This is a genomic window from Bradyrhizobium sp. AUGA SZCCT0182, assembly GCF_018130185.1.
GTDB lineage: Bacteria > Pseudomonadota > Alphaproteobacteria > Rhizobiales > Xanthobacteraceae > Bradyrhizobium.
In genome coordinates, this window is record NZ_JAFCLY010000010.1 from 1 (window position 1) to 18,397 (window position 18,397).

The 18,397-nt window shown below is 61.4% G+C and carries 19 protein-coding genes; 5 read left to right on the forward strand and 14 right to left on the reverse strand.

What is annotated here, in order from left to right:
• Nucleotides 1–598: 598 nt before the first annotated feature.
• Nucleotides 599–769 carry a hypothetical protein gene (locus JQ611_RS13170; RefSeq protein WP_212391355.1) on the forward strand — a complete coding sequence of 57 codons (171 nt, stop codon included), beginning with the start codon at nt 599–601 and terminating at the stop codon, nt 767–769.
• Between the two features lie 233 nt (nt 770–1,002).
• Here JQ611_RS13170 and JQ611_RS13175 read toward each other — a convergent pair whose 3' ends face one another.
• From JQ611_RS13175 to JQ611_RS13215, 9 genes are all read right to left on the reverse strand, one after another.
• Nucleotides 1,003–1,257 carry a hypothetical protein gene (locus JQ611_RS13175; protein WP_212465673.1) on the reverse strand — a complete coding sequence of 85 codons (255 nt, stop codon included), beginning with the start codon at nt 1,255–1,257 and terminating at the stop codon, nt 1,003–1,005.
• 55 nt (nt 1,258–1,312) lie between these two features.
• On the reverse strand, nt 1,313–1,522 hold the full coding sequence (locus tag JQ611_RS13180; RefSeq protein WP_212465674.1) for a hypothetical protein: 210 nt from the start codon (nt 1,520–1,522) through the stop codon (nt 1,313–1,315).
• Nucleotides 1,523–1,662: 140 nt separating this feature from the next.
• On the reverse strand, nt 1,663–2,169 hold the full coding sequence (locus JQ611_RS13185) for a ferritin-like domain-containing protein (RefSeq protein ID WP_212416674.1): 507 nt from the start codon (nt 2,167–2,169) through the stop codon (nt 1,663–1,665).
• Between the two features lie 602 nt (nt 2,170–2,771).
• A complete protein-coding gene (locus JQ611_RS13190) occupies nt 2,772–3,035 on the reverse strand; it encodes a hypothetical protein (protein ID WP_212465762.1) in 264 nt (87 codons plus the stop codon).
• A 75-nt stretch (nt 3,036–3,110) separates the two neighbouring features.
• The gene (locus tag JQ611_RS13195; protein ID WP_249133142.1) at nt 3,111–3,323 is read right to left on the reverse strand and encodes a hypothetical protein; all 213 of its coding nucleotides are present in this window, start codon (nt 3,321–3,323) and stop codon (nt 3,111–3,113) included.
• A 106-nt stretch (nt 3,324–3,429) separates the two neighbouring features.
• Complete coding sequence (locus JQ611_RS13200; RefSeq protein ID WP_212001304.1) at nt 3,430–3,660, reverse strand: hypothetical protein; 231 nt, start codon at nt 3,658–3,660, stop codon at nt 3,430–3,432.
• A gap of 161 nt (nt 3,661–3,821) precedes the next feature.
• A complete protein-coding gene (locus JQ611_RS13205) occupies nt 3,822–4,106 on the reverse strand; it encodes a hypothetical protein (RefSeq protein WP_212263487.1) in 285 nt (94 codons plus the stop codon).
• A 214-nt stretch (nt 4,107–4,320) separates the two neighbouring features.
• Entirely contained in the window at nt 4,321–4,461 is a 141-nt protein-coding gene (locus JQ611_RS13210; RefSeq protein ID WP_212263486.1) for a hypothetical protein, read from the reverse strand.
• Nucleotides 4,462–4,650: 189 nt separating this feature from the next.
• A complete protein-coding gene (locus JQ611_RS13215) occupies nt 4,651–4,830 on the reverse strand; it encodes a hypothetical protein (RefSeq protein ID WP_212263485.1) in 180 nt (59 codons plus the stop codon).
• Nucleotides 4,831–5,020: 190 nt separating this feature from the next.
• Between JQ611_RS13215 and JQ611_RS13220 the strand changes: the two genes are divergently transcribed.
• Nucleotides 5,021–6,064 carry an HWE histidine kinase domain-containing protein gene (locus tag JQ611_RS13220; protein ID WP_212465675.1) on the forward strand — a complete coding sequence of 348 codons (1,044 nt, stop codon included), beginning with the start codon at nt 5,021–5,023 and terminating at the stop codon, nt 6,062–6,064.
• A gap of 157 nt (nt 6,065–6,221) precedes the next feature.
• On the opposite strand, the gene JQ611_RS13225 is transcribed toward JQ611_RS13220, so the two are convergent.
• The 3 genes from JQ611_RS13225 to JQ611_RS13235 form a co-directional block, all read right to left on the reverse strand.
• Complete coding sequence (locus JQ611_RS13225) at nt 6,222–7,526, reverse strand: M20/M25/M40 family metallo-hydrolase (RefSeq protein WP_212465676.1); 1,305 nt, start codon at nt 7,524–7,526, stop codon at nt 6,222–6,224.
• 28 nt (nt 7,527–7,554) lie between these two features.
• Nucleotides 7,555–8,070, reverse strand: a complete 516-nt coding sequence (locus tag JQ611_RS13230; RefSeq protein WP_212465677.1) for a hypothetical protein — start codon at nt 8,068–8,070, stop codon at nt 7,555–7,557.
• A gap of 125 nt (nt 8,071–8,195) precedes the next feature.
• Nucleotides 8,196–9,740 (reverse strand): acetolactate synthase large subunit, encoded by a 1,545-nt coding sequence (locus tag JQ611_RS13235; RefSeq protein ID WP_212465678.1) that lies wholly within the window; start codon nt 9,738–9,740, stop codon nt 8,196–8,198.
• A gap of 221 nt (nt 9,741–9,961) precedes the next feature.
• Between JQ611_RS13235 and JQ611_RS13240 the strand changes: the two genes are divergently transcribed.
• The 3 genes from JQ611_RS13240 (at nt 9,962) to JQ611_RS13250 (ending at nt 15,044) form a co-directional block, all read left to right on the forward strand.
• Nucleotides 9,962–10,546 (forward strand): L,D-transpeptidase, encoded by a 585-nt coding sequence (locus tag JQ611_RS13240; protein ID WP_212263480.1) that lies wholly within the window; start codon nt 9,962–9,964, stop codon nt 10,544–10,546.
• A gap of 163 nt (nt 10,547–10,709) precedes the next feature.
• Nucleotides 10,710–11,489 (forward strand): DUF2927 domain-containing protein, encoded by a 780-nt coding sequence (locus JQ611_RS13245; RefSeq protein WP_249133143.1) that lies wholly within the window; start codon nt 10,710–10,712, stop codon nt 11,487–11,489.
• Between the two features lie 183 nt (nt 11,490–11,672).
• Nucleotides 11,673–15,044 (forward strand): AAA family ATPase, encoded by a 3,372-nt coding sequence (locus tag JQ611_RS13250; RefSeq protein ID WP_212263478.1) that lies wholly within the window; start codon nt 11,673–11,675, stop codon nt 15,042–15,044.
• A gap of 133 nt (nt 15,045–15,177) precedes the next feature.
• On the opposite strand, the gene JQ611_RS13255 is transcribed toward JQ611_RS13250, so the two are convergent.
• Together JQ611_RS13255 and JQ611_RS13260 are read right to left on the reverse strand one after the other, a co-directional pair.
• Nucleotides 15,178–15,888, reverse strand: coding sequence for a methyltransferase domain-containing protein (locus JQ611_RS13255; protein ID WP_312011946.1), 711 nt, complete (start codon nt 15,886–15,888; stop codon nt 15,178–15,180).
• A 658-nt stretch (nt 15,889–16,546) separates the two neighbouring features.
• Nucleotides 16,547–18,304, reverse strand: coding sequence for an adenylate/guanylate cyclase domain-containing protein (locus JQ611_RS13260; RefSeq protein ID WP_249133144.1), 1,758 nt, complete (start codon nt 18,302–18,304; stop codon nt 16,547–16,549).
• Nucleotides 18,305–18,397: the final 93 nt, after the last annotated feature.

Genomic DNA, 18,397 nt, shown 5'->3' on the forward strand with positions numbered 1-18,397 from the left:
GAGCACCGCTATCGACCGCGGCACTTTCATGCGCTGGAATGCCCTCACAAGGGGCGACAAGACAAAACTCAAGAGGACGGCGACTGCGATCGGAACGAGGATTTCGCGCGTGAAATAGAGGGCGGCGACGACAAGTGCGCCGATCAAGAAGTTCGAAAATGCCAAGCCAGCTGGGACCAACACCTCTATTTACCAATGCGCGAGCCAACCCGGCACGGAAGTGCGCCGCGTGACCCTTAATGGAAATCCTGTTGGGAAGGTTCCAATTGCGAGCCGCATGAGATGTTGTCCCGTTCGAACGTATCTCTCCACAGACATCGGGTGCACTGCGATATTGATCGGGAAGAAGTGGCAAATTGCCGATGCCTCGCGCCGCGCTTCGCGGACAAGAGCGGAACCAAATCCAACCACTGCGGTTTGATCGGCTGATTACGCCCGTCTGCAACGCCACCAAGGATCAGCTCAAGGCGATGCCGGAATTCGAGTATTGAATTCGAATGGCCCGGCCTGGTCGTCGAGCCGTTTTCAGGAAGCTTCATACGTAGATTGAGTTTCTTCAGAGCACACGAAAGCGCGCTGCCCATGGAGGTGGCAAATCATGGTTGATCAACATCAGGTACAATCGATCATCGCGGACGCAATTTGCGAATGCTTCAAAGATCATCCCGAGCGAAGCATTGGCTTTGAGGAAGCCAAACAAATGGCAAAATGCGTCGTCGAGGCCCTGGCTAACGCCCGGCTGGAGATCTGCGTGAGTGAACAGGATTGAATGTTTGCGAGGTGCCTGGGCTTCGATATTTCCGTCGATGTCAGCGGATGAGCGGTAGGGTGTCGGCGCGAGTCATCGTCCTCCACCCGCCGCACTCTTCGAGCCCAGCGACCCAAGAGCGAACTTCGCTCGTCTCGACCCTCAAGCGAGAGAAGTGCACTGAGTTCGTGGCTACCGATTCACTCAAGTGACATTGGGTTCGGCGCCCGCGTAATCCGCCCGATGGTCTTTCATCATTGAATCGTCTCATGCACGTCGAGAATGGGCACGTCCGGCGTTTTCATGATCTCGGCAATGACATTGTATGAAACGTCAACCGAGCCGGGCTTGTTCGGGTCAATCTTGACGTCTTTCACGTGAAGCGTCGCGCGAACCAGCCGGCCGTCGCTCAGGGTTATCTCGGTGACGCCGTGACGAACGCGGGAAATGACAGTTTCCGGGCGATGACCGATGTTGAAGGAAAATGGTTGTGCGTATCCGAACTTCATCGCCTCACCCTCGCATTTGACGCGCACACTCGTAACTTGCGCACTTGCTTCCCGATCAGATTTTCGGCGCCCGGCCTGCCCGGTCGAATACCGGCACCTTCTCGACATCGTCGGGTGCAGCGGCAGACGGCGTATCCTCGGCAGCGTGTCGCAACGCCTCGGTCTCGGCATCGAGGCCATCAACGGTTTCATTGGCCTGGCTGCCTGAATCGTGCGGTCGTGCCGGAACCTTGCCGTCCGTTCTGACTGGATTCTGTTTTGCCATTGTCTGTCTCCTTGGAGGTCAAGACACCAATGAACCGGGGCGCGGTCGGTTCCGTTGCGTTCATGTAATCGCGAGTAGCAAACGCAGAAGGGCCCCAGCGTAAGGCTGGAGCCCTTCGTCGATGAGGTCCGCTTGCCTGATTACGCAGCCTGCGCGGTCTCGGCGTGCTGGTTGACCTCGGATATCGCGAGCTGGCTCAGGGCGCTGTCCGTCGCTTTTTCTTCCTTGAGCGTAGCATCGAGGAGCTTCACGGCATCCTTGTAACCCAGTTCGTTCGCCCAGGTTCTGAGGGTGCCGTAGCGCGAAATCTCGTAATGCTCGACGGCCTGCGCGGCAGCCAGAAGGCCGGCGTCGAGGGCGGGCATGCCCTTGTACTCGTCCATGACTTCCTTGCCCTCGTCGAGAATTCCCATGATGGCATCGCAGGTCTTGCCCTTCGGGGTCTCTTCGATCGACGCAAACACCTGCTCCAGCCGCTCGACCTGGCCATCGGTCTCGGCCAGATGCTTTTCAAAGGCTGCCTTGAGCTTGGGCGACTGCGCCGCCTTGGCCATCTTCGGCAATGCCGAGAGGATCTTCTTTTCCGCGAAGTAGATGTCCTTCAACGTATCGAGGAACAGGTCCTGCAGTGCTTTCTCTTTCGCCATAACGGCCTCCGGCTGTTGGATTGTGTTGCGGTAGAACCAGCCGTACCGGGAGTTGTTCCTCAACTGCGTCCCGTGTGACGATTCATTTTTCTCGGCTCATTTTGTTTTTGGCGGCGCTGCAGCGGCTGTAGCTGAATCACAAAGACGCTCGTTGCACGCGTTGTCGCGATATCGCTTACGACCGGTTTGCCTGGATTGAAGGACGCGGCCACAACGCGTCAACGGTCAGAGCGTGATCGGCAAGACCGCTACCGATTGACCCATGGAAAGGGGTCCCTCACTGCTTTTGCTCGGGATGGAGCGTGGTCTTTTCGGCCATCATTTGCTTTATCAAACCGGCTATACCGTCCAGCGTGAGCTGGTCAGTCACATGGGATGATATACGCTTGTAGTGTTCAATCTTCTCATCGAGTTCGGTGCACTTTTTGCACATCGCTCACCTGCTTTCAGGCGGGAGCACAACACTCTCTGTCGCCGGTAGAGGCCAAAGGGCAGGACGGCGATAACACGGCAACTCCGATCTTTATGTCGCGTTCCCAGTGACCTCTGCTGGATCGAACAGGGTGGATCAAACGGCCACCGGCTGCGATGCTGCTACAGGATTAGCCATAACGAGGCGGCCGCGGCGGAGTAACCATCGTCTTCGGCTGCGAAGGCGCGACGCGTGGCATTCCCGTTTCGATGACCGGTTTGGCGCCCTCCGCCGCGCGATTCTGGCGGGAAGCCAGGATCTGTTCGGCGAGGTATTCCCACCGCTCGGCCTCACCGAGCAACCTCCAGCTATTGTCCGGATCGCACGCGGCCTGTTGACGGCAGAGCAAGGCCGTCGCGCGATACGCTTCAGCGCTCTTGAAACCGCCTTCCATAAAATCCTCCCCAGCTTTCGCGAGGTGCGACCGACCCCGCGTGAGGAGCAGAACGTTCCAGCCTGAGCCCTGTTCCTATGACGCCAGCGACAGGCCCTGTTCGGCTCGAAAACGCCGGTAGGAGGCGATGGCGGTGTTGGAGAGAAGCACCCGGCGGCGCTCGCCGCGGCGAACCATCGTCTCGATCGTGTCGAGCAGGTGATTGGCCGCGGTGTCGGGATGGCCGAGTTCGCCCGTTGCCTCCAGATAGTCCCAGGCGATCTGGAAGGAATCTTCAATCGTTGTCATCAGCGTCTCGGTCATGCAGGCAAACGCCGCCGAGGGAGACCTGTTCCGTGACCATCGGCCGCTTGAAGTAAGTCGCGCGCGCCGGCGGCTCGGGCGACGTCGCGCATCAAGGAACGTGATCGTTCCTGCTGCCGCCGATGCGATGCGGCTTGTTCAGGAAGTATCCGCGATTGCCGAGTGCGGCTTCCGCGTATTGGTCGATCGAGACGATGATGGCCTGGACGTGCTGGTAGCACCAGCCTTCGCGGCAGGCCAACGTCCGGACTTCGGCGAGCGCCTTGATCCAGGGCGGATTATCCGCGTTGTGGTCGTACCATTTCAGCGGATCTGACGGCATCGGAATGGCCTCGCTTCATCAAATCTTCCAGCTCCGCCCGCTTGCGCGAAAGCAGGAGGTCAGCCGTCGCGTTGTCGAGGCCGGCTTGATTGAGCCGGCGAACTGCCGAGCCCAGTTCGGCAAGCTGCCTGCGCAGCTTTTCGACTCTTGATGTCCAGGCCTCATCGCACACGGCGGCCGCGCGCACCTTTCAAGGGCCCCTTGAAAGGCCCCCGGCCGGCGGCGCGGCAATCCGCTTTCAGCCGCTCATCGACATCGAGCAGGCGTTCTTCGCCGCCGAGCCTGTTCCGCTCGCTGATCAGCCCGAGCATCACGACGCGCATGGCCATCAGCTGCATCGAGGCCCCGGCGCAGTCTTCATCGCGGTTGATGTGTTGGCGGATGGTACTCTCGGCATCCAGCATTTGAGAGCGCAAGAACCTGATTTTCCTGCGGATTTCGTTCAATCTGTTATCCATGGCTCACCTCACCCGGGGTTGGAGCCTATAGAGAACAAACAAAGAACAAATATCAAGTTAAGAATGCGGGCGGAGCCAAGAATCTTTGGGGGTCTTTGTGGGTCCGTGTGGGCCGCGCCCGATCGGCTGGTGATCCCTTAACGGGCGCAGGCGCAGGCCTGCGCGTAACCGGCGACTAGCAGTCGCGCGAGCAATCGCGGAATCAGATCCCGAATACCCAGACCGCGACGATAGTGACCAGGGTCGCGAGCCCGCTGATGGTCCATCCGGTTGCGTAGAGGATGTTGTCCTCGCCGGTGCCGCGCATCGCGTCGACATCCGCGGTTGCTGATCGCCAGTGCATGGCGCATCTCCACAGAGCCTGCCCGCTCTGATAACGCCGGTCCGGGTTCCCGGTTCCATCGTTCCGGGACATCGAGCGAGCGATCGCCGCTTTGAAGGTGAGGCCAAAACCGGCGCCCCGAGCGATTCACAAAAAAAGGCCGCCCCCGGGCGGCCTTCTCTGAGTGCTTTGCGCCGTCGGCAAACACCATCACACCAGCAACAGACGGTCCGTCTTCGCGGGCGTCAGCTCATCCTCGTCTCTGACGATGATAGTGACATCCCAGCCTTCGCTGGCCCACACCCGCGCCTTGGCGAGTGCCATCAGCGAACTCATCCTGTCCATCCTGACGGTCTCGTTTTCCCGTTCCGCCACGATCCTGTACGACATGCAAGTTCCCCTTACGCACGAAATGACTGGCCGAGACATTTCAGTGCGGCTTTGACCGCAATTTGCTGACAATTTGTCCAATTGGCGGCCCGCCGGGCGGCGCCGGACCGCAAAACGCCTTATTTCGCCGGGTCACGCGGAACGTTTGCCTTTGTGACGAATTAGCGTCAGTGCAGGCGGGAGAAGTAGTATGTTGAATTTGGTCAGGCATTCCGAAGCAGCCGATCTCGAAAATATCCTGGCCCGGCACGCCATCAGGAACACCGCCGCTGCCGACGACGCGGAATCGCAAGAGAAGCAGTTCCGCGATCTGCTGCAGGCGCTGCCCGCCGCCATCTACACGACAGATACCGAAGGCCGGATCACGTTCTTCAACCAGGCCTGCATCGAGTTCGCCGGCCGCACTCCGAAGATCGGCGAGATGTGGTGCGTGACCTGGAAGCTGTTCTGGCCGGACGGCACGCCGCTGCGCCACGAAGACTGTCCGATGGCGATTGCGCTCAAGGAAAACCGCCCGGTGCGGGACGTCGAGGCGATCGCCGAACGGCCCGACGGCTCGCGCATCTGTTTCATGCCCTATCCGACGCCGCTGCGCGACGAGGCCGGCCGGCTGCTCGGCGCCGTCAACATGCTGGTCGACATCACCACCCGCAAGCAGGCCGAAGAGCGCATGATGCTGCTGACCGGCGAAGTCGATCATCGCTCGAACAATCTGCTCGCCGTGATCCAGGCCATGCTGCGGCTGACCAAGGCCGACACGGCGGAGGAGTTTCAAGCCGCGTTCCAGGGCCGGCTCCGTGCGCTCGCCAATGTGCAGCGGCTGTTCTCGGTGTCGCGCTGGACCGGCGCCAGCATCCAGACCATCATTCAGGAAGAACTTCGCCCCTATGGCTCGACGCGGGTCAGCATGACCGGGACCGACGTCCGGCTTCCCGCCTCACTCGCGCAGGCGATCGCGGTGGCCATACACGAACTCGCGACGAACGCCGCCAAATACGGCTCGCTCTCGGGCCCCGCGGGCAAGATCGACATCCACTGGCAGATCGATGAGGCTGACAGCCTTCAGCTGCGCTGGACGGAATCCGGCGGCCCCCAGACCGCCGAGCCGATGCGGAAAGGATTTGGCGTCGACGCCATCGACGGCATGGTCCGCACCCTCAGCGGCCGGATCACGCGGCAGTGGAAACCCGAAGGACTGGACTGCGAATTGTCGTTCCCGGGCATCGGGGCGTAGCCCACATTGCTCGTCATGCCCGGCCTCGTGCCGGGCATCCACGTCTTAGCCTCACCTAAGCGAGAAAGACGTGGATGGCCGGGGATAGGCGAGCGAAAGCGACGCCGTCCTTCAGACGGCTATGCCCGGCCATGACGGCTGTGATTAAGACCCCGTCCTACTTCCCCTGCCTCACCACCAGCGCCGGCTTGGTCACGCCGTCGAGGCCAGTCAGCATCAGAACCGTCAGTAGCGCGTTTTGCGGGCCGAAATACGCATCGGTCGGCTTGTACCATTCGTTGCGCGAGTGCCAGTTGCCGCCCTCGCCGCCGCCGCCGATGGTGACGGCGGGAATGCCGAGCGACATCGCGATGTTGGAGTCGGTCGAGGAGCCCGCAAAGGTCACGCGCGGCGCGCGGGTGACGGCGGCGACCGCGCGTTGCGTCGCCTGAACGATCGGGGAATCCATCGGCACGATTCCGGCGGGCCGGTCGCCGATCATCTTGGCCTCGACGTTAAGCTTGTCGGACTTCCAGCGCGCGTTTTCATCCGCCACCGCCTCCTTGACCAGATCGAGCAGGCGCGCCTCGAGCTTGAGCAGCTCGTCGGTCGAATTCGAGCGCATGTCGACCGCCATCCGCGCTTCGGCCGCGATGGCGTTGACCGAGGTGCCGCCGACAACGGTGCCGACCGTGAAGGTGGTCTTGGGATCAGACGGCGGCTGCAGCTCGGAGATTTTGGCGATCGCGCGGCCCATGGCGTGGATCGCGCTCGGCAGGCCGAATTCCTGGAACGAGTGGCCGCCGGGGCCCCTGAAGATGAACTCGTAGCGATGGCTGCCGGTCGCCTGGTTGACGACGCGGGTGATGCCAAGCCCGTCGATCGAGATGAAGCCGTCGATGTCCTTGTGATCGCGGAACAGCGCCTTGACGCCGCGCAAATTGCCGAGTTCCTCCTCGCCGACGGTGCCGACGAACATGATGTCGCCGACGGTCGCGATCTCGTTGGCGTTCATCGCCTTGATCAGCGACAGCAGCGCAGCCAGCCCGCGGGAATCGTCGCCGATGCCGGGCGCGACAAGGGTGCCGTCCTTTTCCTTCACCGTGACGTCGGTGCCTTCGGGGAATACCGTGTCGAGATGCGCCGACACCACGAGTTTCGGACGGCCGCCGCCCGACCCCTTGCGCAGCGCGATGACGTTGCCTTCGCTGTCGATCGCGGCGTCCTTGAAGCCGAGCTCCTGCATCCGCTTCTGGTAATATTCGGCGCGGATCTTTTCCTTGTAGGGCGGCGCCGGAATTTCGGTGATGCGCTTTTGCTCGTCGAGAGTTCGCGCATCGTCGGCCTTGATGTCCTCAAGTGTCTTGGCGACCTTGGAATTGGCGAGGATGGGCTCTATCGCCGGCGCGGGCGCGGCCTGCCCCCAGGCCTGCGAAGCTGCCGCGACAAAGGCGATTGTCAGGATCGTGCGTTTGAAATTCATGAATGACTTCCCTCTCTCCTCGCAGGCCTCAGCCTGCACTTAAACCTGTGTCCTTCAGCCGCTCGGCGAACCAGCTCGACAAAGCCGGGTCTACCACGCCGCCGGTATAGATTTCCGACATCGCGACCTGCTTCTTGCCGAGCGTCACGAACACGCCGATCCAGTAGGCGAACCACAGATGCGGATCGGTCAGCGCCCGCAGCTTGTGCTGGTCGTGTTCCAGCGGCTGGTGATTGGCGGATTTCCGGACCTCGATCGTGAGCAGATTGTTGGGGATCTCGCGCTGATGCACGACGATATCGGGGTAGATCGATTTGCCGAGATGGTCGTCGGTCGAGATGATCGAACCGTGCGGCAGCCGCAGCGTCCGCTCGCCGAGTCTGTCGTAGTCGCAATCGACCTGCCAGCCGGCAAACTGATGTTCAAGATGCACCGCCAGCCGGTGCGTCAGCGGGCGCTCGCCGACGTCCTTTTCGAGCAGGAACGTCTCGTGCGCGTAAAACTCCGATAGCGCCGTGACGACCTTGTTCAGCTCGGTCTGCATGTCGCCTCCGACCTTCCGTCATTCCGGGGCGATGCGACGCATCGAACCCGGAATCTCGAGATCCCCCGGTGCGCAATTGCGCACCAGAGGTTCGCTTCGCGCCCCGGAATGACGGCTTTCAGCCGTCACATCTGCACTTCGATCAACCGCGGCCCCGGCTCGGCGACGGCTTCCGCCAGCGCCTTGACGAAATCGTCGACATTTTCGACGGCGCGGGCCGGCACGCCCATGCCCTTGGAGAGCGCGACGAAGTCGATGGTCGGGCGGTCGATCTTGAGCATGTCGAGCGCACGCTGTCCCGGCTCGCCGGCGCCGACGCCGTCGAACTCGCCACGCAATATCTGGTAGATGCGATTAGCGAACACAATCGTGACGACGTTGAGGCCTTCGCGCGCCTGCGTCCACAGCGATTGCAGCGTATACATCGCGCTGCCGTCGCCGACCATGCAGATCACCTTGCGGTCCGGGCAGGCGATCGCGGCTCCGGTCGCGACCGGCGTCGAATATCCGATCGAGCCGCCCAGATTCTGGATCCAGTCGTGCGGGGCGCCGGCCGCCATCACCGGAAAGAATGCTCGCCCTGTGGTGACGGATTCGTCGACGACGATAGCATTGTCCGGAATAGCCATGGCGATCGCCTGGGCAATTGACGCATGGTTCAGGGCGCCGGTCGGCTTGACGAGTTCGACCTTGGCCTGCGGCTTCACGTCCGCCGGCTTGGCGCCCACCGCCGAAGCCAGCGCCTCCAGCGCCGCGACCGAATTTTCGCCGCTCGAAGTCATGCGATGGACCTCGCATCCCTCGGGTTTCAGCAGGCTGGGCTTGTTCGGATAGGCGAAAAACGCCACGGGATCGTTGGCTTCGACCAGCACGATGTGCCGAAAACCCTTCAGCGCCGCTTGCGCCTGCTCGATCACGTAAGGCACCCGATCGATCGAAAACCGGCCGCGGCCGCGCGCCATTCTCGGACTGGCCAGCGGGCCCATCACCCTGCACCCGGTCTTGCCGGCGATTTGCGCCGCCAGCGCCAGTCCCTTCTCCGTCACCGCGCTGCCGGTCATCAACAGCAAGGTCTGTTCGCCTCCGCGCAGCACCTTTGCCGCCTTCTCGACCGCCTGCGGGGAGTAGCTCTGACGCTGCGATTCCACCGGCACCTCAGCCACGCCGTCGGCTTCGTTCCACGCGGTGTCGGCCGGCAGGATCAAAGTTGCGATCTGCGGCGGCGCACCACTCGCCGCGGCGATGGCGGCAGCGCCGTCACGGGCGACCGATTTCGCGTCCGGCGAAGTCCGAACCCAGGACGACATCGGCCGTGCCAGGCCCTCGATGTCGGAGGTCAGCGGCGCATTGTATTCGATGTGGTAGGTGGCATGCTGGCCGACGATGTTGACGACGCCGGAATTGGCCTTCTTGGCATTGTGCAGATTGGCAAGACCGTTGGCGAGCCCGGGGCCAAGATGCAGCAGCGTGGAGGCCGGGGTGCCCTTCATGCGGAAATAGCCGTCGGCGGCACCCGTCACCACGCCCTCGAACAGGCCCAGCACGCAACGCATGCCCTCGACCCGGTCCAGTGCGGCGACAAAATGCATCTCCGAGGTGCCGGGGTTGGTGAAGCAGACGTCGACGCCGCCTGCGACCAATGTCCGCACCAGACTTTCCGCACCGTTCATGGTCTCGCCCCCGTTCGCGATTGTTCTCAAGACGGCTCAAGATCAATCATTCTTCACCCGTTTCGTCAAAGGTTTAGCCGACAATGCAGCCATCGCCTCCGATGTGTTGCCTTTTTTAACCGCCGCGTCCGAAAATGGCGCGCTCACGGGCTCTTTGCTTGCGAAATCGCGGCAGTTATGGCCTGTCTCGCTGCATATTCTGATTTTTCACGAGGAAGAAAATGACCCGGGTTTTGGCTTTGTTATTTGCGACGTTGACGGTGCTGGCCGGTGTCGGTCACGCGCAAGCCCAGGACTTCGGGGGCTTCGTTGACTCGCGCGACATCTTGGGCGGCGGGCCGAATTTCCGCATGGGCGGATCGAGCTCGATCCGGCGGCAGACCGTGAACTTTGCCGGCAACTATGCCCCGGGCACCATCTACATCAACACCGCAGAGCGGCGGCTCTATCTGGTGCTCGCGGGCGGCCAGGCGCTGCAATACGGCATCGGCGTCGGCCGCGACGGCTTCCGCTGGAGCGGAACCCACCGTATCACGGCGAAGAAGGAATGGCCGAGCTGGACCCCGCCGTCGCAGATGCTGGCGCGGCGGCCCGATCTGCCGCGGCACATGAAAGGCGGCATCGACAATCCGCTCGGCGCCCGCGCGATGTATCTGGGATCGACGCTTTACCGCATCCACGGATCGAACGAGCCCGAGACCATCGGACAGGCGGTATCGTCCGGCTGCTTCCGCATGACCAACGACGATGTGACCGATCTCTATAGCCGCGTCTCGGTCGGCACCCCGGTGATCGTAAAGAACTAGCCGCATCCAGCGTCAGGGAACCGGCGGCGTCTGCCTTGACGCGCGAACAAGACTTGTTGACCTGAACCGGCCTCGCCAGGCGTGAACAAGTCTTGCGCGCACGCGCCGATTGCGGCAGCGTCGAGCCATAATGAGCGCAATTGGCCGGCCTCGATTCCCGCGAATGCTCGCAGCCGCCCTGGCTGCCGTAGCTCTCGGCGAAGTGTTGTTGCCCGCCGCGGCGTTGGCCGGGGATCCCTCCGTCGCCCAGCGTCAGCGCGCCCAGAAGAAGGTTTTCACCGACAGCGAGATCATCGAAGGCTTCTTCAAGATCGCCTTTGGCGCCGAGTATCATCTTGCCGGCCGCGTCGACCGCATCCGGAAATACGAAGCACCGGTTCGGGTGTTCGCCGACGGCACCCGCGCCGACCGCAAGGCCCAGCTCGCGAAGATCGTCGCCGACATCGCGGCACGGGTTCAGCACCTGGATATCGCGATGGCCGCGAACAATGATGATGCCAATGTGCTGGTCAAGCTGGTGCGCGACCGCGACCTCAACCGCACCATCATAACCTTCTACGGCAGCGAACGGGCGCGCGAGATTCGCTCCTCGCTCGATCCGCAATGCCTGAGCGGCTTTCGCAAGAACGAAAAGTTCGAGATCGAACATTCCGATGTGATCCTCACCGTCGACAATGGCGACTTCGTCTTCTTCGATTGCGCCTATGAGGAATTGCTGCAATCGCTCGGCCCGATCAACGACACCCCGACCGTGCCCTGGACCATGTTCAACGACAATGTGTCGATGGGCTATTTCGGCGTCTACGACCAGTACCTGCTCAACCTGCTCTACGATCCCCGGATCAAGGCCGGCATGACCGTGCAGGACGTCAGTGCGATATTGCCCGACGTACTCGCCGACGTCCGGGCATGGGTGCGCAAGGTCAATAATCTGACGGAGTGAATTGCATCACGATCGCTGCGTTAACTTCCTTCCCGACGCCGCCGTTGCGGTGTCCGCTTCGAGGGGAAGAGCGGTGGTGGTGGCCAGACTGTCAAAATGACGCGAATGACCCCAAGCGGACATTTGGCACCACCTAGCCAGGTTGTCCCGCCTAGGAGACTATCTCGTAGGGAGGTCCCCACCGTGGACGTCGGAGGTTGGCTGCGGAAGCTCGATCTCGAACAATATGAGGCGGCATTCCGCGAGAATAACATCGACGACACCATCCTCCGGAGTTTGACGAGGGAGGACTTGGAGGAGCTTGGTGTCGGATCTGTCGGGCATCGCCGGAAGCTGCTGGACGCCATCGCTGCGTTGCGGGCTGAAGCCTGCGAACCTGCACCGCTAGCGGATGCATGCCTGGAAGCCGACAAAGACACCGCCGAGCGCCGCCAGGTCACCGTGATGTTCTCGGACCTTGTCGGTTCGACGGCGCTCTCCGCGCGTCTGGACCCCGAGGACCTTCGCGAAGTCATTTCGGCCTATCAGAGGTGCGTCGCCGATATTGTAGGCCGCTTCGGGGGCTTCGTCGCCAGATACATGGGTGACGGCGTGCTGGTCTATTTCGGCTATCCGGCGGCAGATGAGGATGACGCCGAGCACGCAGTTCGAGCCGGTCTCGCGATTATCGACGCGGTCGCTGCAATCTCCGCCCCTGAGCGCCTGCAGGTGCGGATCGGAGCTGCCACCGGTCTGGTGATCGTGGGAGACCTTGTCGGATCCGGCGAAGCGCAGGAACGCAGCATTATCGGCGAAACCCCGAATTTGGCCGCGCGCCTGCAAAGCACGGCCGAACCCAACACCGTCGTTATTGCTGAGGCCACGCGCAAGCTCGTTGGCAATCTGTTCGAGCTACAGGATCTGGGGCCCAAGGAGCTCAAGGGGATCGCTGGACCGGTGAAGCCCTTCTCAGTGCTGCGGGCAAGTTCTGTCGAGAGCCGCTTCGAGGCAATGCACGCCGGCGACCTGACTGCGCTGGTCGGGCGGGAGCAAGAGCTTCAATTGCTCTTGCAGCGCTGGGCGAAAGCAAAGTCCGGCGAAGGCCAGGTTGTACTGCTGTCCGGTGAGGCCGGTATCGGCAAATCCAGGCTTGCCGCCGCGGTCATGGAGAAGCTTGCAGGCGAGCCACATGCGCGGCTGCGTTATTTCTGCTCGCCCCAGCACACGGGCAGCGCTCTCTATCCGGTCATCGGGCAGCTCGAACGTGCCGCCGGATTTGCGTACGGCGACACACCGCAGACAAAGCGCGACAAGCTCGATGCGCTCCTGGCGCAGACCGCGACGTCCAGGCAGGACACAGCACTTGTCGCCGAATTATTGTCACTCGCCAACGATGGGCGCTACCCCGCTCTCGAGCTTGCCCCTGAACAGCGACGGCAGAAGACGCTGGAGGCACTCGACCGGCAATCGGAAACCCTGGCGCGCTCGCGCCCCGTGCTGATGATCGTGGAGGATGCGCACTGGGGCGACCCTACGAGTCTCGAAGCGTTCGGTCGCACGGTGGATCGGATTGCGAACCTTCCCGTTCTCGTGATCGTGACGTTTCGGCCGGAGTTCGAGGCGGCCTGGGTCGGAAAGCCGCATGTGACAGCTCTTGCCCTCAATCGTCTGGGTCATCGCGAGGTCGACAGCATGATCGACCGCGTCGTCGGCAACAAGGCGCTGCCCGCGGACATCAAAAAAGACATCATCGAGCGCACCGACGGCATCCCGTTGTTCGTCGAAGAGATGACAAAGGCCGTTCTGGAGACCGGGAGCGAGCGGGAAGCAATGCAGACTGCGGCCGCGGTTCCCCCCTCGGCGCACGCCGTCCCCGCAAGCCTGCATGCGTCCCTGATGGCGCGGCTTGACCGGCTCGGCCCGGCCAAGGAGCTGGCCCAGACCGGGGCGGCGATCGGTCGCGAGTTTTCGCATGCGCTGTTGGCCGCGGTGGCGCGCAAGCCTGAGGCAGAACTGGTCTCCTCACTCGATCGTCTTGTCCGGGCCGGATTGCTGTTTCGCAACGGCGCACCGCCGCTTGCGACCTACTTGTTCAAGCATGCACTGGTGCAAGATGCGGCCTATGGCACTTTGCTACGCCAGCCTAGGCGCGTGCTCCACGCTCGTATCGCGGACATCCTCGAAAGCCAGTTTGCCGACATCGCCGAGGCCCAGCCGGATCTGCTGGCGCGGCATTACACCGAGGCCGGGCTGATCGACAGGGCCGTCGTGTTGTGGGGCAAAGCAGGATCGCGATCAATTGAGCGCTCGGCGCTGCTGGAGGCCATCGAGCAGCTAACGCGCGCGCTTGAGCAGATCGCGACTTTACCCACCACGCCGGCGCTTCGTCATGAAGAAATCAAGCTCCAGGCTGCGCTGATAGGTCCACTCCGCGATATCAAAGGGCTAGCCGCGCGCGAGACCACGGCCGCCGCCGAGCGGGCGCGCCTGCTGATCGAACAGGCTGAAGCGCTCGGGGAGCCTCCCGAAGATCCGTGGCTGCTGTTTGGGACTCTTATTACGTTGCTTGATTCACATATTGTGAACTTCAACGGCGACCTGGCCCGCGAGAGGGCCGCGCACATCATGACATTTGCCGAGAAAATGGGAGGTACGGAGCCTTTGCGGCTCGCCCAGCAACTCCTAGGTCTTGTCTTGCTTCTCTCGGGAAACATGGCGGAGGGCCGAGTCAATCTGGATCATGCGCTTTCCAGTCCTGTCGAAGCTCAGTCGATGGCGACACCGCGCGGTGGCCGCCTGCGGTGGCCGATACCAATCGTTTTGATCTGGCGGTCGCTGGCACTGTGGACGCTTGGCTATCCTGAAGCTGCGCTGGCAAGCGCAGAACAAGCGGTCGGTGAGGCGCGTAGGACGGGCTACGCCAGTACATTGATGCACATGTTGTCTATCGCATGCATTCCTCATTTGATGGGCCGCAACTATACGACGGCGCAGGCGCTCACCGTTGAGCTCATCGCACTGGCCGAAGAAAAAGGTTCCGGCTTCTGGAAGACCGCCGGATTGTTTAGGCGAGCCAGTCTCCTGGCCGCAACCGGCAAAAACTCGGACGCAGTCAGCATTTTCAGCTCAGCGATCCCCGTCTGGCGCTCAGCAGGGGCGACAGTGATTTTGCCGGTATGGCTATCCTACTTGGCGAAGGCCTGTGGGGAGGTTGGCCAATTCGACGACGCATGGCGCCACATTGGCGAAGCAATGAAGGTGGTCGAGGTCACAAAAGAAGCATGGTACGAGGCCGAGGTCTATCGCATCGCCGGTGAAATTGTCCTGATATCGCCAGCGCGGGACTTGGCAAAAGCGGAAACGTATTTCGCGCGGGCGCTCGCAGTCGCGAAGGCGCAGCAGGCAAAATCCTGGGAGTTGCGCACAGCCACGAGCATGGCGCGGCTCTGGCACGATCAAGGGAGGCGTGATGAGGCCCGAGAACTTCTCGCTCCGATCTACGGTTGGTTCACCGAGGGGTTCGCCACGCCGGATTTGAAGGAGGCAAAAAGCCTACTCGATTCGCTGGCGCCATGAGGACACTGGTGGAGTGCCGGAAAGAAATGCCTGCTCATGGCACCAAACAGACATGCGGAGAAAACGGACCTCGCGCAGCACGTCCGTAATGTCAGCTTATGACCTTCTCCGATGCCCGGGGTCCATCGGGTGGTCAGCGCGTGCCGGCACGATCCCCACAAGCAACGATATCCCGGGGAGATTTTCGACCCGCTCCCTCGGGCGGAGAGAACACCGCCAGGTATCCGCTGCCCCCTGCGAGCTTATATGTGGCGACCGCGCGATAGCCGACGGCGGTCAGTTCGCAACGCAAGAGCTCTATTGGCGTGCCGTGTTTCGACGTCGGAAGCTCAAGGTCGACAATTCCAACCCGCGCACCCCGCTTCAAGGCGGACGAGAGATTGTAGAGGAAGGCATAAGGTTGGGCTATCTCGTGATACATGTGCACAAGGATTGCAGCATCCAGCGAGGAAGCGGGCAGGCGCGGGTCGTGTGGTTCGCCGAGCGCGAATTTGACGTTCGTCAACTTCAGGCGTTCTACTCGCCGGGCGAGCTTGACGAGGTAATCCCGCGTAACGTCCTGGGCAACGACAGAGCCTTCGGGCCCGACGAGGTGCGAGATCCTGACCGTGTGGTAACCGCTGCCTGCACCAATGTCGCCGACCGTCATGCCTGGCTTTAGTTCAAGAAGACGGGCGATTTGACCGGTTTCATTCAGGGCGTCGCGGTGCTCTTCGGCAGAGCGGCGTGGGCTGACAATCTGCGCAACAGGGCGCTGAGGTAAGGGAAACTCGTTTGCAGCGGCTCCGGGGGGAGCCAGATGACCAATGTCAGCGGCGTATGCGCGAGTTGCGGCAAACGCCACTAGCGTCGCTGCACGGGCCAGTGTTATCACGCGCCTGCCGAGCAGGCGCAGCCGGTTTAGGCGCGGTCGTCCAGTTTTTGTGAGCTCAATAGGTGGACTCACACAGCCAACTCCATCTGTTCGCCTTGCGCTGGAGCACCCAACGAAGCCTAAGTGAGAATGCTGAGTACTCGAAGTCAACGGGTAAAGCCCGGCTGACGGTCGGCAACATCATCAGAATGCTGGCCCGCGTGCCGAAGTCCCGCGCAGGCTGTCACTTCGCTACGGCCATCGGACTGCGCGCCACAGCTCGAAGGCTATGTTCAAAATGTTTGACTCGCTCAACCAGACTTCATGTCTTCGTCCAGTATCACCAGCACCCAGGCTAGAAGCAGAAGCATCGTGGCAATAACGGAGTGCCTCCCCCAACATGAAGGCCACCCCAAAGCCTGCAACGATGAGGCCAACCAGTGTCTCCCGGCTGTATCCAACTAGCATTCGTTCCCATACTGCAACAGGATGCCTGACCATAGCTAATGTCGGTTGTTGGCACTAGACATGCCGACCGGCCGTGGACGATGTCCGCTCCCGGGAGAAGACGAGAAATCATGATGTCCGGACAAGCCGACGCGATTGACCCGAAGCGGACATGGGCGGGCTGGTTCGAGTTTCGCTCCGATCACTCTGGAAGACCAGCCTTTCGTAGGCCAGCGCTGAACAAAGCGAAATCCTCGCCCCGGCGGAATGACGCGAGATCTTTCAAGTTTGATATGCTCAAACCGGGCCTGTGTTTCAGTACCAACTCCACGCCGTGTTGTGCCGGTTCCAGACGTCCAGCCAGCCCGTTGCTTGCCGCATACGCACAAATTGGCAGCAGAAAAGGCGGACTGTCACGCATGGACGTTTCGGCCCAGGCTGACGCGCTGTCGTAATCGCCTAACAGAAAATGCGCATATGCCGCTGCACCATGAACACCAGCGGGATCGCGAGGATTTAGGCGAACGGCATGTGCGACATGTTCGAGCGCCACATCCGGTTCACCTCTCCAGACCCTCAGCCACGCACCGAGCGTCCAGGCGGACGCATGATTCGGATTAGCTTCCAGCCCCCGGTCCATGAAAGTCGCGGCCGCGTCGAACTCGTGCGCTATGAAAGCAAGTGCATAACCGCCCATACACAATGCCACGGAATCCTCGCTACCCAGATGCACTGCTTTCCAAGCCAAACTCGTGGCTTCGGCACTTTCCCGGACAGATTCGATCATCCATCCGCGCGCCTTTCGGTGCACGTAGCACCATGCGGCCATGCCGTAGGCGCAGGCTAGTTTGGGATCGACGTCGATCGCTTTGCGGTAAAGCCGGAGCGCTTCTTGATTGGCGGCCATCGACTCAAAATCATGCTTGGCCATTCCGCGCAGGTAGTAATCATACGCCAGGAGATTCTCGGTTGGCTTTCGGTTGGCTCGCTTGATCTCCTCAATCTGTAATTTGGAGGCGATTGCGCCCACAACGCCCTCTGTCACGCGGTCCTGAAGGTCAAACATATCTTCGGGCGGGCCCTCGAAACGGCCGGCCCACAGGTGCGCTCTGGTTTCGGTGTCTATAAGTTGTCCTGCGATACGTATACGGTTTCCAGCTTTGCGCACACTACCGACAAGGACATAGCGTACGCCAAGCTCGCGACCAACTTGCCTTACGTCGACTGTCCGGCCTCTGTACGTGAAGCTTGAGTTTCGCGCGATCACAAACAGCCAACGAAAGAGCGACAACGCCATCGTGATGTCCTCCACGATGCCGTCAGCCAGGTACTCCTGCTCAGCGTCCGCACAAAGGTTCTGGAAAGGCAGCACCGCAATCGAGGACTTGTCCCGACGTGGAAGCGCGGGTTTTCGCGGCATCGCAACGTCGAGAACTCTAAAAGCGCGAACCGGGCGTTCGATGTTTTTGAGGCTTTGTTCACCCATATCGACGAACTCAGCCTGAATTTTGCCCTGGACATGATCGTAGGCGGACGATGAGATCCAGATCCCACCGGCCTCTGCGATGCTTTCGAGTCGAGCCGCGATATTGACGCCGTCTCCAAAAACGTCGTGAGGTTCGATGATTACGTCTCCGACGTTGATGCCCACACGAAACATAATGCGGCTATCTTCCGAGTCATCGACTGTAAGCTCCCTGATGCGGGCCTGGAACTGGACAGCAGCGCGAACCGCTTCGACCGCGCTCGGAAACTCTGCCAAGAACCCGTCGCCCGTGTTCTTCACGATCCGGCCCCCGCGTTCGGCAATTGCGGGGGTGACAGCGTCAATCAAAAGTGCCGCAACTTTGGCATGCGTAGCTTCTTCATCATTGTGCATGAGCCGCGAATAGCCAGCCACGTCGGCGGCCATTATGGCCGACAACCTGCGCTCGACCCGAATTGGCCGATCCTGCACCATGGTTCGCACCCTAACCGACAACATATTGTACGACGGATTGAGTGACCGGACTACTCGGCTAACGTCTGCTTCTGGCACCCTTCGTACCTGATG

Bases quoted from the DNA above. Each gene is read 5' to 3' on its own strand.
- JQ611_RS13175 (WP_212465673.1), bottom strand. From the start codon at position 1,257: ATGAAGTTCGGATACGCACAACCATTTTCCTTCAACATCGGTCATCGC.
- JQ611_RS13240 (WP_212263480.1), top strand. From the start codon at position 9,962: ATGACCCGGGTTTTGGCTTTGTTATTTGCGACGTTGACGGTGCTGGCC.
- JQ611_RS13220 (WP_212465675.1), top strand. From the start codon at position 5,021: ATGTTGAATTTGGTCAGGCATTCCGAAGCAGCCGATCTCGAAAATATC.
- JQ611_RS13210 (WP_212263486.1), bottom strand. From the start codon at position 4,461: ATGCACTGGCGATCAGCAACCGCGGATGTCGACGCGATGCGCGGCACC.
- JQ611_RS13185 (WP_212416674.1), bottom strand. From the start codon at position 2,169: ATGGCGAAAGAGAAAGCACTGCAGGACCTGTTCCTCGATACGTTGAAG.
- JQ611_RS13235 (WP_212465678.1), bottom strand. From the start codon at position 9,740: ATGAACGGTGCGGAAAGTCTGGTGCGGACATTGGTCGCAGGCGGCGTC.
- JQ611_RS13190 (WP_212465762.1), bottom strand. From the start codon at position 3,035: ATGGAAGGCGGTTTCAAGAGCGCTGAAGCGTATCGCGCGACGGCCTTG.
- JQ611_RS13230 (WP_212465677.1), bottom strand. From the start codon at position 8,070: ATGCAGACCGAGCTGAACAAGGTCGTCACGGCGCTATCGGAGTTTTAC.
- JQ611_RS13215 (WP_212263485.1), bottom strand. From the start codon at position 4,830: ATGTCGTACAGGATCGTGGCGGAACGGGAAAACGAGACCGTCAGGATG.
- JQ611_RS13180 (WP_212465674.1), bottom strand. From the start codon at position 1,522: ATGGCAAAACAGAATCCAGTCAGAACGGACGGCAAGGTTCCGGCACGA.
- JQ611_RS13245 (WP_249133143.1), top strand. From the start codon at position 10,710: ATGCTCGCAGCCGCCCTGGCTGCCGTAGCTCTCGGCGAAGTGTTGTTG.
- JQ611_RS13260 (WP_249133144.1), bottom strand. From the start codon at position 18,304: ATGGTGCAGGATCGGCCAATTCGGGTCGAGCGCAGGTTGTCGGCCATA.
- JQ611_RS13170 (WP_212391355.1), top strand. From the start codon at position 599: ATGGTTGATCAACATCAGGTACAATCGATCATCGCGGACGCAATTTGC.
- JQ611_RS13225 (WP_212465676.1), bottom strand. From the start codon at position 7,526: ATGAATTTCAAACGCACGATCCTGACAATCGCCTTTGTCGCGGCAGCT.
- JQ611_RS13195 (WP_249133142.1), bottom strand. From the start codon at position 3,323: ATGACAACGATTGAAGATTCCTTCCAGATCGCCTGGGACTATCTGGAG.
- JQ611_RS13200 (WP_212001304.1), bottom strand. From the start codon at position 3,660: ATGCCGTCAGATCCGCTGAAATGGTACGACCACAACGCGGATAATCCG.